Source organism: Vreelandella vilamensis, assembly GCF_031451755.1.
In the GTDB taxonomy this organism is placed as follows: domain Bacteria; phylum Pseudomonadota; class Gammaproteobacteria; order Pseudomonadales; family Halomonadaceae; genus Vreelandella; species Vreelandella vilamensis.
Window position 1 is genome coordinate 49,824 of record NZ_JARWAN010000006.1, and the last position, 13,166, is coordinate 62,989.

At 55.7% G+C, this 13,166-nt stretch carries 12 protein-coding genes; 4 read left to right on the forward strand and 8 right to left on the reverse strand.

Going from position 1 to position 13,166, the window contains the following annotated elements; genetic code table 11:
* Positions 1–15 precede the first annotated feature (15 nt).
* Both QC823_RS05390 and rnt read right to left on the reverse strand, forming a co-directional pair.
* The gene (locus QC823_RS05390; protein ID WP_309655330.1) at positions 16–1,275 is read right to left on the reverse strand and encodes a 6-phosphofructokinase; all 1,260 of its coding nucleotides are present in this window, start codon (positions 1,273–1,275) and stop codon (positions 16–18) included.
* A 179-nt stretch (positions 1,276–1,454) separates the two neighbouring features.
* Positions 1,455–2,126, reverse strand: a complete 672-nt coding sequence (gene rnt / locus QC823_RS05395) for a ribonuclease T (RefSeq protein WP_309655331.1) — start codon at positions 2,124–2,126, stop codon at positions 1,455–1,457.
* A 176-nt stretch (positions 2,127–2,302) separates the two neighbouring features.
* Here rnt and QC823_RS05400 point away from each other — a divergent pair, with 176 nt between their 5' ends.
* Genes QC823_RS05400 through QC823_RS05410 form a run of 3 tightly spaced genes read left to right on the forward strand, consistent with a single transcriptional unit; the run spans position 2,303 to position 5,068 of the window.
* Positions 2,303–3,523, forward strand: a complete 1,221-nt coding sequence (locus QC823_RS05400; RefSeq protein WP_309655332.1) for an argininosuccinate synthase — start codon at positions 2,303–2,305, stop codon at positions 3,521–3,523.
* 54 nt (positions 3,524–3,577) lie between these two features.
* Entirely contained in the window at positions 3,578–3,913 is a 336-nt protein-coding gene (locus tag QC823_RS05405) for an HlyU family transcriptional regulator (protein ID WP_309655333.1), read from the forward strand.
* A gap of 9 nt (positions 3,914–3,922) precedes the next feature.
* Positions 3,923–5,068 (forward strand): DUF294 nucleotidyltransferase-like domain-containing protein, encoded by a 1,146-nt coding sequence (locus QC823_RS05410; RefSeq protein ID WP_309655334.1) that lies wholly within the window; start codon positions 3,923–3,925, stop codon positions 5,066–5,068.
* On the opposite strand, the gene QC823_RS05415 is transcribed toward QC823_RS05410, so the two are convergent.
* Genes QC823_RS05415 through QC823_RS05430 form a run of 4 tightly spaced genes read right to left on the reverse strand, consistent with a single transcriptional unit; the run spans position 5,028 to position 10,479 of the window.
* Complete coding sequence (locus QC823_RS05415; protein WP_309655335.1) at positions 5,028–7,769, reverse strand: sensor histidine kinase; 2,742 nt, start codon at positions 7,767–7,769, stop codon at positions 5,028–5,030. The genes QC823_RS05410 and QC823_RS05415 overlap by 41 nt on opposite strands.
* 48 nt (positions 7,770–7,817) lie before the next feature.
* On the reverse strand, positions 7,818–8,054 hold the full coding sequence (locus QC823_RS05420) for a hypothetical protein (protein WP_309655336.1): 237 nt from the start codon (positions 8,052–8,054) through the stop codon (positions 7,818–7,820).
* The gene (locus QC823_RS05425) at positions 8,051–10,108 is read right to left on the reverse strand and encodes a 3'-5' exonuclease (RefSeq protein WP_309655337.1); all 2,058 of its coding nucleotides are present in this window, start codon (positions 10,106–10,108) and stop codon (positions 8,051–8,053) included. The genes QC823_RS05420 and QC823_RS05425 overlap by 4 nt, the downstream gene beginning before the upstream one ends.
* Entirely contained in the window at positions 10,105–10,479 is a 375-nt protein-coding gene (locus QC823_RS05430) for a response regulator transcription factor (protein WP_309655338.1), read from the reverse strand. Before QC823_RS05430 ends, QC823_RS05425 begins: the two co-directional genes overlap by 4 nt.
* Positions 10,480–10,660: 181 nt before the next feature.
* On the opposite strand from QC823_RS05430, the gene QC823_RS05435 reads away from it, so the two are divergent.
* Positions 10,661–11,710 carry a tRNA-queuosine alpha-mannosyltransferase domain-containing protein gene (locus tag QC823_RS05435; RefSeq protein ID WP_309655339.1) on the forward strand — a complete coding sequence of 350 codons (1,050 nt, stop codon included), beginning with the start codon at positions 10,661–10,663 and terminating at the stop codon, positions 11,708–11,710.
* Here the strand turns inward: QC823_RS05435 and nth are convergent.
* Complete coding sequence (gene nth / locus QC823_RS05440; protein WP_309655340.1) at positions 11,702–12,340, reverse strand: endonuclease III; 639 nt, start codon at positions 12,338–12,340, stop codon at positions 11,702–11,704. The genes QC823_RS05435 and nth overlap by 9 nt on opposite strands.
* A 67-nt stretch (positions 12,341–12,407) precedes the next feature.
* A complete protein-coding gene (locus QC823_RS05445; RefSeq protein WP_309655341.1) occupies positions 12,408–13,109 on the reverse strand; it encodes an electron transport complex subunit E in 702 nt (233 codons plus the stop codon).
* Positions 13,110–13,166 lie beyond the last annotated feature (57 nt).

A 13,166-nucleotide genomic window follows, 5' to 3' on the forward strand; every position in this document is an offset into this window, starting at 1 on the left:
TAGAATTGCCGTTACCTAAAGAGTAAAAACGGGTAGGCGTTTTTCCACCTTGGCGAGTTTCAATTTAGCGACCTTGGGCAGACCGTTTTCAAAGGGCGGAAAGTCTTCGCCCTGGATTAGCGGCGAGAGGTAGCTTCGACATGCCGGTGTGATAGAGAAACCATCTTCACTGATGTAATCGCGCGGCATGAACTTTTCTTGATTGGCAACTTCTTTCAACGGCGCTGAAATGACATCCCATTGATAGGGTGACTCAGATACACGGCGAATCGCGGGCATCATCGCGTTTTTGCCTGCCAGGGCCAAGGCGACCGCCTCGCGCCCGACGGCGTAAGCGTGTTCGACATCGGTTTTTGAGGCTAAGTGACGCGCGGCGCGCTGCAAATAATCTGCCACGGCCCAATGGTATTTGTAACCTAAATCCTGCTTGATCATACCGGCGAGTGTCGGGGCGACGCCGCCTAACTGACGGTGGCCAAATGCATCGGTATTGCCCGCGTCGGCCAAGAAAGTGCCATCCTCGTAACGCGCCCCTTCGGACACGACAATCACACAGTAGCCGCACTCTTTTACGCATTTATCTACCCGTGCCATGACGGCTTCGCGGTCGAAGGCGATTTCAGGAAAGATAATCAAGTGCGGCGGCTCCCCTTCGCTTTCTCCTGCTAACCCGCCTGAGGCAGCGATCCAGCCAGCGTGGCGACCCATGACCTCCAGTACAAATACTTTAGTAGAAGTGGCGCACATGGAAGCGACATCAAGTGACGCTTCTCGGGTCGAGGTGGCGATATATTTGGCCACGCTGCCAAAACCGGGGCTGTTGTCGGTCACCGGCAGATCGTTATCCACGGTTTTGGGTACGTGAATAGCGGTCAACGGATAACCCATTTTCTCCGAAAGCTGTGAAACTTTTAGACACGTGTCGGCGCTATCACCGCCACCATTGTAAAAAAAGTAACGAATATCGTGTGCTTTAAATACTTCAATCAAGCGCTCGTACTGAGCACGATGGGTGTCAATATCTTTGAGCTTGTAGCGACAAGAGCCAAAAGCGCCGCCGGGAGTATGGCGAAGGGCGGTAATTGACGCCTCACTCTCTTGGGAGACGTCAATAAGGTCTTCGGTTAACGCCCCGATAATGCCGTTATGGCCGGCGTATACCTTGCCTATCTGATCGTTTGCTTCACGGCAGGCTTCAATAACGCCACAGGCGCTGGCGTTGATGACGGCGGTGACGCCCCCGGACTGGGCATAAAAGGCATTGTGCTGGGCCATGGAAACGCTTTATCTCCTGGAAACAGGGCGAATAACATAAGGATAAAAGCAAGCCTCTCGAAAAGCGTTGGTGCTTTGAGAGACTGGCTTTGTGAGACTGGCATGTTAGTACATCGGTTTATTACGGTGTTTTCAGCGCGACATATTAACGTAAAGGGAGTCACCCTGCATCTGTCGCGTTACTCGTCAGTGCGGTCCATTTCTTGTTCGCGCTGAGCGAGACGCCAGCCGCCTAAATCTTTATAGCGGTTAACCATTGCGCAAAAAAGCTCGGCCGTGCGTTCAGTGTCGTAACGTGCTGAGTGTGCGGCTTTATTATCGAATTCGATGCCTGCAGCGCGGCACGCGCGGGCGAGTACCGTTTGGCCGTAGACCAATCCAGCAAGTGATGCGGTATCAAAACTGGAAAAGGGGTGGAAGGGGTTACGTTTGATGCCGCAGCGTTCGGACGCAGCGTTCAAAAAACCGTGATCGAAAGCGGCATTGTGACCCACCAAAATCGCGCGGGTGCAGCCGTGGGCTTTGATCGCTTTGCGCACGGGGCGAAACAGCTCTCCCAGCGCTTCGGCTTCGGTCACGGCAACTTGCTGACGCAATGGGTCATCAAGCCTGATGCCGGTAAAATCCAGTGCCGATTGTTCAATGTTGGCGCCTTCGAACGGTTTCAGGTGATAAGCGTAAGTGGCATCGGGTAGCAGGTTGCCTTCCGGGTCCATGGTGAGCGTTACGACCGCGATCTCAAGCAGGGCATCCTGCTTTGCGTTAAAGCCACCCGTCTCTAAATCCACCACGACGGGAAGGTAACTGCGAAATCGCTGGGCCATTAAATCGCGGGCAATTGCCTCGCTCATGCAGCTCTCCTTAAAGCAAATAGTCAATAGCGAGCAGATAATAACGAGTCATTCTATCAGCTTTGAGGTCGACACGCCGTAGAAGGTATTCGTTGAGGTGTGAGAACGCTATACTCATTGTTTCACTATTAGGCGCATACGAAAGCCGCGCCGTTTTAGATCAAGAGGAGCTTAGAATGTCCGATGTTAATAAGGTTGTGCTGGCCTATTCCGGCGGCCTGGATACATCCGTTATCGTCAAGTGGTTGCAAGAAACCTACAACTGCGAAGTGGTGACGTTTACTGCCGACATCGGTCAAGGGGAAGAAGTCGAGCCTGCGCGCACGAAGGCACAAACGCTAGGCGTAAAAGAAATTTACATTGAAGACCTACGCGAAGAGTTTGCGCGCGATTACGTTTATCCGATGTTTCGTGCCAACACGATTTATGAAGGCGAATATTTGCTGGGTACCTCAATCGCTCGCCCATTGATCGCCAAGCGCCTAATTGAAATCGCCAACGAGACCGGCGCTGATGCCATTTCCCACGGCGCCACCGGCAAGGGCAACGACCAAGTACGCTTTGAACTTGGCGCCTACGCGCTTAAGCCTGGCGTGAAGGTGATTGCTCCTTGGCGTGAGTGGGACCTGACCTCGCGTGAAAAGCTGATGGCTTACTGCGAACAGCACAATATCCCAGTGGATTTTTCCAGCAAGAAGAAAAAATCCCCATACTCCATGGATGCCAACTTGCTGCATATCTCCTACGAGGGCGGCATTCTGGAAGATCCGTGGGCCGAAGCCGAAGAAGATATGTGGCGTTGGAGCGTCTCTCCAGAAGCCGCACCGGATCAGCCGACCTACGTTGAGCTGACCTTTGAGAAAGGCGATATCGTAGCGATCGACGGCACCGCCATGAAAGCGCATGAAGTGCTCGAATATCTGAATAAAGTGGGGGGCGATAACGGTATTGGCCGCTTGGATATCGTTGAGAATCGCTACGTGGGCATGAAGTCGCGTGGATGCTACGAAACACCGGGCGGTACCATCATGCTGCGCGCTCACCGTGCGATTGAGTCATTGACGCTTGATCGCGAGGAAGCGCATCTAAAAGATGAGCTTATGCCAAAATACGCCGAGGTGATCTACAACGGCTACTGGTGGAGCCCTGAGCGCCGTATGCTGCAAGCGGCGATCGATGAAACGCAGAAAAACGTCAGTGGCGTCGTTCGCATGAAGCTCTACAAGGGCAATGCGATTCCGGTGGGTCGCAAGTCCGAGCAATCGTTGTTCGATGAATCGATTGCCACTTTTGAAGATGACGCCGGTGCCTACGATCAGAAAGACGCGGAAGGCTTCATTAAGCTCAACGCGTTGCGTTTGCGTATTGCCGCCGGTAAAGGCCGTAAGCAAAGCTAACTCGCAAGACCTGCGGCAGCCTTAGGGCTGCCGCCTTGCGTATAAGGAGCCTTTATGCTGAAAAAACTAATTGCCGGCCTGTTTGGCGGTGACAAAACGCAGCAAGGTAGCCGCCCTCAAGCGGCCGATGCGGTCAAGTATAACGGCTACGTGATCATTTCCGAGCCGGATGACCAAAGTGGACAATACCGCGTAAGCGGGATTATTCGTCAACGCCTAGACGATGGCGATGTGCGTGAGCACCGCTTTGAACGCTCCGATATGCTGCCCAGCCGGGATGGCTGCGATGAGATGATGGTGACGAAGGCGAAACGCTATATCGATGAAGTGGGCGATGCGATGTTTGAGCCCGACCCGCGTCAAAAGCCCGCTGACTCATCCGGCGCGTAGGGCTGTTACTTGCGCTGGGTTTATCGTTCGTCGCCGTGGCGTAACCTGTTTGAAGATAGGCAGCCTGGCGATGTGGGCACATTTCTTGCGCCGTTAAAAAATGTGCTAGACGCGGCACCGCCCGTCGAAAGTCCCCTCCATAATGCCTATCAGTGGCAGCAGCACTTGGTGGAAACGCTAGTGCGTTATGAGTTGCCCGCCTGGCGTATTAGTCAATTGATCAGCGACCATAACGCCTTACTTTACCGGCAAGCCATTACGCTCTCGTTGGATGAAATGCAAAGCCAAGGATGGGGCGCGCCTCCGGTAGATTATTGCGTACTCATTCTTGGTTCAGGCGCGCGCAATGAAAGCCTGCTCGGGCCAGATCAAGACAATGCGCTGATTATCGACGATTATCCCGACAGCCGCCATCGGGAAATCGACGGTTACTTTCAGGCGCTAGGCGAGCGTTTTACTGATCGTCTGGATGAAGCCGGGATTCCGCTTTGCCAAGGCCATGTGATGGCGCGTTGGCCTATGTGGCGTAAACGTCTCGGTGAGTGGCGTACTCAGCTGGAGCTGTGGACGCAAGAGCGCCGCGTTAAGCGCGTGCAGCAAACGAATATTTTGTTGGATTTCACGCCTGTTGCAGGCGAGGCGTACCTAGCCCAGGCGCTATCAAAGAGCGTGGCGGATATCGTACCTAAGCGTGCGCTATTTATGGATGAAATGGCATCGCTACTCGATGAGTTGCCTGTGGCGTTAGACCGCTTAGGTCGTTTAAAAGGTAGCATAAAAGAAGCGCCGTATTCTGGAGCTATCGACCTTAAACACCAAGGGCTGATGCCGCTCGTTAGCGCGGTGCGACTTTTAAGCCTTCACACTAGTGTGCGAAAAGTAAGTACCCGCAAGCGGCTACATGAACTAGGGGAGCATAGCGCCAGCGGCGTAACACGCGATCAGGCAGAAGGACTTGTGACAACGCTTGAGCGTTTACAGCAGTTGACGCTTGATCAGCAGCGCCAAAATCTGTCGCTCGGTCAAGTGGCCGATGGCTGGGTGGATAGTGCGAGGCTGCGCGATGACCAAACGCATATGCTTAAATACGATCTTCAGCAGATTCGCAAATTTGTCAATCACGTTCAGTCTCGGGTGCGTTCGGGAGTTCCATGATCAGGCAAGCACCACCGAGCGTCGCGCCTTCGTCCGCCCACAAACGCCCGCCTAAGTGAGCGACAATCCCACGGCTAATAGGTAGCCCCAGCCCACTGCCTTTGGGGCGCCCGCGAGTGGCTGTATCACTTGACTGTTCGATTTGGTGGAATTTCTCGAAGACGCGCTCACGTTCTTCCGCACTAATCCCTGGCCCATTATCTTCCACGCTCAGGCGAAAGTGTTTTTTGTGGGCATAAAGGCGTAGCAATATCTGCGGGTCGTCACGGTCAGCAAACTTACCGGCGTTATCTAACAGGTTAATGATGACCTGTTCTAAACGGTCGCTGTCGCCGACAATCATGGCGGGCTCGGCGTCTATCTTGATGTTTAGCGTTACGCCGCGGTTTTCTTGCAAACGCGAGATCGCATCGACGCTATGACGGGCAAGCGCAGCGAGATCCAGCGTTTCCGGGTTAAGCGTCAAACGGCCGCTTTCTAAACGCGCCAGATCTAAGATCTCCTCAATTAAGCGTGAGAGGCGCTGACTTTCATGCACAATAACACCTAAAAAATGCTGGCGTTTTTCGTTGGGCATCTCATCGCCGTCGCGCAAAATTTCGGCAAACGCGCGAATGGAGGTGAGCGGAGTACGCAGTTCATGGCTTACCATGGCCACAAACTCATCTTTCAATCGGTCGAGCTCGCGTAGGCGTTCATTAGCGGCGCGTAACTCTTCGCCGATGCGAGCAAGTTCTTGGGATTTTTGTTCTAGTTCGCGGTTGGACTCTAGCGTTTGCGACGTGGTGTCGAGGATGCTCAAGATGGATTCAAGGTCAAGCGCCTCACCGCGCACCACCGAGTTGATCAGCACTCGCGCCGATGCGCTACCCAGCGAGCCTGCAAGCGCTTGTTCGGCACGCGTAATAAGCTCTGTGGAGGCTGGTTGTTCCGTGGCATCATCGCGATGGAGGGCGTTAGCGAAGACGCGCTTTGTGGCTGTCGCTCCCAAGTAGCGCTCAAGTAGCTCGTTCAGCTCCCCTTGCGTGGTTTGGCCACGCCAGAGTGAGGTGGTTTGCAGGTTGGGGTGCAAGGCTTGGGTGAAAAGCGCTGCTTGTGTTTGCTCAAGCGGTGTTGGTCGTGTGAACAGCGATACCCCCACTATCAAGCCCACATTAGCCATCATGCTCCACAGCAATGAATGCGTGTAAATATCCCAGCCGTTTAAACCAAATAACGCATAGGGTGTTAGCCAGCCAATGCCCCAAGGGCCGTCGGTAAGCAGTGTGGCGCTCAACCACCCGGATTGAGCAAACCCCGGCAATAGCAGGGTGTAGCCCCACACGGCAAATCCGGCAATGAGCCCAAGCGTTGCGCCTTGGCGGGTCGCGCCGCGCCAATAAAGGCCCAGCAGAAGAGCAGGTGCAAGTTGCGCGGCTCCGGCAAAAGAGACAAGCCCAATGGTGACCAGGCTATAAGAGTCGCCTATCAACGCGTGATAGAGATAACCCAGCAGTAAAATCAAGATGATAGAAATGCGGCGAATGCCCAAAAGCCACCCTGCGAGCCTACCCTGGTAGTTGATATGCAGATGCTTAAGCCGAAGCAGTAACGGCATGACGAGCTGGTTACTCACCATAGTGGAAAGCGCGATGGTTTCGACGATGACCATCCCGGTGGCAGCGGAAAGCCCGCCAATAAAGACAAACAGAGGCAACGCCTCGGTGCCAGCGAGCAGGGGCAGCGTCAGGACAAAACTATCCGGATTGCCAGCCGCCTCGCCTAATAATAAGCCTGCGAGTGCAATTGGGATAACAAAGAGGTTGATCAGCAGCATGTAGAGCGGAAACAACCAGCTGGCGCGTTTCAGGTGGCGCTCATCAACGTTCTCGACCACCAAGACTTGAAACTGGCGGGGGAGGGTAATAAACGCTAAAAACGCCAGTATCAGCATACCCACCCAGCCGGTAACCCCGCCGGGTACGTTGTCGAGGCTCATTAAGTGGGTAAGTTCAGGCGTTAAGGCGACTTGTCGAAACAAATCCCCTGGCCCGGCGAATAGCCCGAAAACGACGAATAGCCCGACGGCGAGAAAGGCGGCGAGCTTGACCAAGGATTCCAACGCGATGGCGGCGACCATCCCTTCATGGCGTTCGCTGGCATCAAGGTGGCGAGTGCCAAACAAAATAATAAATACCGCGAGCACGAGTGCTACCCAGAAGGATTTGTCCATCCAGAAGCTTTCATTGGTCAGGGTGTTATCAGCACTATCGGGGTAGTTAATCAGTATCGCGTGGCTGACGGTAATCGCTTTGAGCTGCAAAGCGATATACGGCGTGATGGTGATCAGCGCCATTAATGCCACAAGCGCGCCAAGGCCGGTGCTTTTGCCGTAGCGTGCGCTAATGAAGTCGGCGATCGAGGTGATGCGTTCACGCGCCGCGATGCGGACCATTTTGCGCAGCAAAAACGGCGCGGTGAGCATGGCAAGCGTTGGGCCCAGGTAAATCAGTAAAAAGCTGGGGCCGTGTTCTGCCGCACGCCCGACGCTGCCGTAAAACGTCCACGCCGTGCAATAAACCGCTATCGATAGCGCATAGACCGTCGGCGAGCCGATCACCGTGCGGCCCGTTTCCGCGCGACGATCCCCCCACGCTGCCACCACAAAAAGCAAGGCTAAGTAGCCAAAGGCCGCGGTGAGGATTATCGGGTCTGTACGCATCGGCGTGACTCCTCAAAGGCGCTAAACCCGTCTCAATGCTCCAGGGTTTTAGTGCTTGGCGGAACGCTCCATTAACCAAGCACCTAGCCCAATCACGAGTGCCCAGGCGCCGAAAAGATAAAGCACCAGGCTTGCCACGCCGGGCAAGCGGTCAACCACCACCAGAAGCGGCGGGCAAAACAGCAGTACCGCAAGAAGTATCAGGGCGATAAGACGGGCATGGTGATGGCTGTCTTGGCCTGCGCTGTGGCGGGAGTCATGCGGCAAGTTGTGGTTAGTGTTCATGCGCTGGCATCCTCCTTGTCGAAGGCATTGTGCTGCAGGGCTAATAGTTTTTCCAAGGTGTCGATACCTCGCGCCTCCAGCCGCGGAAGCAACGCCAACCAAAGCTCGGCTGTTACTCGGGCATCCCCTAGCGCGGTATGTCGCGTGCCAGGAGGGAAGGAAAGGTCGTAGCGCTGAGCCAGGCTGTCTAAATCGTGACCGTCAATGGCTTCATCCAGCGCGCGGGAAATCAGCAGCGTATCCAGCACGGGGAGGTCGAAATCGACGCCGTGATGACTAATGGCCAACATATCAAACGAGGCGTTGTGCGCGAGCAGCACTGCCTCACTGACGTATTGGCGAAAGCGTGTCAGTACGATATCGAGCGGCGGCGCACCCTCAACGTCGGCGTCGGTCAGCCCATGAATCGCCGTGCTTGCCGGTGGGATGGGGCGTTTAGGGTCGACCTTTTGATCAAACACTTCGCTTGCCAACAAGCGGGCGTTGACCACGCGGCAGGCACCTACGCTAATCACGGTATCTCCTCGGCGAAGCTCTAGCCCGGTGGTTTCAGTATCAAAGGCGACAACTTCAAGGCTTCGCAGAGAGCGATTTGCGAGCGCCTCGTCTGGTGGGGGTAAATCGGCAATGCCAAAGTCGTGAAACTCGGGGCGCGGTGGAGTCGTTTCACGAGGGGCGCCAACGCGTTCGGTGGCAGGTAGCGGCAATCGGATGCGGGCATAGCCACTGGTTTCGTCCGCCATGCTCCAGATATCGCTGGCGTGCTGGCGCAGGACGTCGGCGACGGTCGGCGAAAGGGGTAAACTCTCAAGCGTTTTTTGCTGCCATTGTGCCAGTTCACGCTCGGGCAGAGGTTTGCCGCGCCAGATGAAGTCAAGATACACCCGCTTGTTGCCTAGGCAGACTTCACCCTCGAAGCCGTTATCCGGCAAGTAGGCGTTGAGGTGTTGGACCAGCGACGCCAGCAGGGCAATCAGTGCCGGGGCATCGCCTTTGAACCAGGCCGGCATGCCAATGGGCGTGATCAGACGGTGTTCGGGGTCAAGGCGCTCATCTAAGGCCTGCCAGAAGTCATTGGACCACATCGGGGTTAAGCGCTCGCCCTGATGCTGCATGTCATCCAACAGCGTGCCGATGCGGGCAACGCTGTCGCCCAGGGTGGCGCCTTCTTCTTCGATAACGCGTTCAAGGCGCTCGCGCAACGTGTCGGTCGCTTCACCGTGTTGACGTAGCTGAATCAGGGCGTCGGCGGCGCTGGTCAGGCTCGCCGTATGTTGGCGCAGCGGCGTTAACATGGCGGCGAGTTCCGCACGCACGCCCATTTCACTCGACCAAGAGGCGGTCGCATCGGTAAACGTTAACAAGGTTTCACCGTCGCTACCCGGTACTCGGCGTAGGATGATTTTCAGCCAACGCTCATCGCACGGGGCGAGTAGCTCACGGGGAGTGCCATCGAGCGGGAGCTGCGAAAGTGAGTGCTGCAAACTGGGGCTGGGAAGTAACGTTTCCAGCCGCTTGCCAAGACCTAGGCCATCATGGCCGGAAAAAAAGTCTTCTGCCGCTTGGTTGAAGAGCATGACGCGACGGTGGTGATCGCACAGCAGCAGGGGCGTTTCGAGCACTTGCAGCAGGGTTTCCAGCTCCTGGCGGATACGTGTCGCGCTGCGGGCCCCTTCGGCATGCGCGGTGGCAAGCCGCGCGCGGTCATCGCGCCAACTTTCATGCACGCGGCGAAGATCGGGGCCTAAGCCTTTTAACCAACCTTCAGGTGGATGCTCGTCGCGGGCGTCAGGATTTGATACCAGCCGCGCAAGCTGCACCTGCAAATGGCGCAGCGGGGTAAAAAGCATCCGCTCAAGCAAAAGCCCCACGAGAAAAATGGTACCGCCGCCCGAAAAGCTACCCAGCCATAGCACCATGCGTTGCCAACCGTCAGGGTTGAGGTGGGCATCGAGCCAGCCCGCGAAAATCGCACCGCCAAATAAGCTCACACCGCTGAGTAAAAGCCACAAGCCAATCAGCCGCTGACGTTTGGGGAGTCCACGGCGTTTCATGACGATGCTCCGTTCAGTAGCGTTTTGACTTTTTCGACCAGCGTTTGAGTCGAAAAAGGCTTGGTGATGTAATCATCGGCTCCTAACGCCATGCCTTTTTCACGTTCTACCTCACGGCCGTGGGCGGTCAGCATGATAATCGGTAATGACGCGGTATCTGGCTGCCCTCGTAGCTGTTCTAGCACGTCGAAGCCGCTGATGCCCGGCAAGCTGATATCGAGTAAAATCAGATCAGGCTGGGCATTTTTGACGCTTTCTAAGGCTTGCTCGCCATCCTCGGCTGTCGTGACCTGAAAGCCTGCTTGTTCCATCAAAAACTCTAAAGACAGAACGATATTGGGCTCGTCATCGACTACCAATACATTGGCCATCTCGCTCTCCCAGGATGTTGTGTTTATTTTTTGAATCGGTGGTTAGCGCTTAAGTCGTGCGTTATCGCTGTTATCGCTTTCAGTGTATGAGGGCGGTTGCATTCGGCCAAGACGACCTTGGCCGAATGCTGCTAAAGTCGCTGCGCTGTGCTGGAGTCACCTTAAGATCGAAGGAAACCTTATGCGAGCCCTTTTGTTATCTGCTTACTCGGCGGTGAGTCATCGTTTTTGGGCGGAGCAGGTGATGGCGCATACCAACGCCGAATGGACGTGTTTATCCCTACCACCACGACATTTTCGCTGGCGCATTCGCGGTAATCCGCTGACGTGGGCGCTGAAAGAGCACCATGCGCTGAGCCAACCGTATGACCTCGTGCTGGCCACGTCTATGGTCGATGTCGCCACGCTGATAGGGCTTTATCCGCACCTGGGGCGTGCTAAGAAGGTGGTGTATTTCCACGAAAATCAATTTGCTTACCCCGAGTCCGCCGAGCAGGCACCGCAAGGTGAGGCGAAAATGGTCAATCTTTATGCCGCGCTTGCCGCCGATGAGGTGGTATTTAACTCCGCGTATAACCGCGATTCGTTTATTGATGGGGCGAGGGCTTTTCTCAAGCGCATGCCGGAAAACCTGCCCGCCGCTAAGTTGCTCGAAACCTTGCGCCAAAACGCACGGGTGTTGCCGGTGCCAATTTTGCCGCTTGTCTCAGATTCGCGTCAGCAGAACATGCCCCAACGGATCGTGTGGAACCATCGCTGGGAGTACGATAAAAACCCGGACGACTTCTTTCACGCGCTATTTACCCTAAGTGAAGAAGGCGTGGCATTTGAACTTGCCGTGATGGGGCAGCAGTTTCGGCAAACGCCGCCGGTATTTGACCAAGCGCGCGAGCGTTTAGCCGAGCAGATAGTGGCCTGGGGCCCTCAGCCAGAGGTTGAATATCACGCGCTGTTGGCAAGTGCCGGTATCGTGGTGTCGACCACGTGGCACGAGTTTCAAGGGTTAGCGATTATGGAGGCGGCGCAGCGAGGAGTGCTGCCGCTGGTGCCAGATCGCCTTTGCTTTCCCGAGCTGTACCCGAAGGCTTATCGCTTTGATGGCACACGTAAAGGGCTGACCGACACACTTCGTGCGTGGCTAACGGCGCCCAGTTCCCGCCCGACTCCTGTGGCAACAGCGCAATGGGAATGGCCCGCTTGGGAGGGAGAATATCAAGCGCTGCTAAGCTAGCTCGGTTTTCTCTTTGTATTCACAGAGATCTTCGATGATACAGCTACCGCAGCGGGGTTTACGGGCGACACAGGTATAGCGGCCGTGCAGAATCAGCCAGTGGTGGGCGTCTTGTTTGAACTCGCGCGGCACGTGGCGCAACAGCTTCTGTTCGACTTCCACCACGTCTTTGCCTTTGGCGATGCCGGTACGGTTGGAGACACGAAAAATATGCGTATCCACGGCAATGGTGGGCAGGCCAAAGGCGGTGTTCAATATCACGTTGGCGGTCTTGCGCCCCACGCCGGGCAGCGCTTCCAGCGCCTTGCGGGTTTTGGGCACCTCACCACCGTGTTGATCCACCAATAGTTGGCACGTCTTCATCAGGTTTTCGGCCTTGGTATTGTAAAGCCCGATGGTCTTAATGTGCTCTTTGAGCCCGTCTATTCCTAGGTCAATAATGCCTTGGGGGGTATTGGCGATGGGAAAAAGTCGGGCGGTGGCCTTGTTGACGCCGACATCGGTGGCTTGCGCTGAAAGCAAAACGGCGGCGAGCAGCTCAAACGGCGTGGACCAATTGAGCTCAGTGGTCGGCTGCGGGTTTTCTGCCTTGAGGCGGGAAAAAATCTCGTAGCGTTTTTGTGCGTTCATGCAGCGTCCTGTTCTATATGCTGTTTTCAACGGGCTGTTTTTAAAAGCTTTTTCAACGGGCTGTTTGCTATTTAATCGTGCCGGTGACGCGTACGCGCCGCTTTGTTGTCGCGGCGGCATCGACGGGGGTGGCGCGCGCGGCGTTCGCCTGGTCAATGGCATTTTTCAGCGCGATCAGCAAGCCCGCGACAAAAAACGCCCCCGGCGGCAGCAGGAAAAACAGAAACTGATAATCGGCGATAATCACCATTTCCCAGCCGCTGGCGGCGGCACCAAAAAGTAGCGCCATATCGCTAAAAAGCGTGCCCTGGCCAAAAAGCTCGCGTAGCGCACCCAGCAGCACCAGCACGGCGGCAAAACCTAGCCCCATCATCAAGCCGTCAAAGGCAGCGATAAGCGGCGGATGGCGTGAAGCGAAGGCATCGGCGCGGCCTAAAATCGCGCAGTTGGTGACAATCAGTGGAATGAAAATGCCCAGCACCTGGTAGAGCGGATACGCATAGGCGGCCATCAAAAGCTCGGCGCAGGTGACAAAAGCGGCGATGATCATCACAAACGCGGGCAAGCGCACGCTGCCGGGTACTTGGTGGCGAAGCATTGACACCACACTGCTTGAGCCCACCAGCACTAACAGTGTGGCGATGGCAAGCCCGAGCGCGTTCACCACGCTGTTGCTCACGGCCAATAACGGGCACAAGCCAAGTAGCTGTACCAGCGCGGGGTTTTGGTGCCACAGCCCTTCGCGGGCGAGAGTAGAAAACTGGTTCATCAGATTTTGCGCGGGAAACCCGGTGCTTTTAGCGCCGGGAGGGATAGCGCGTCGTGC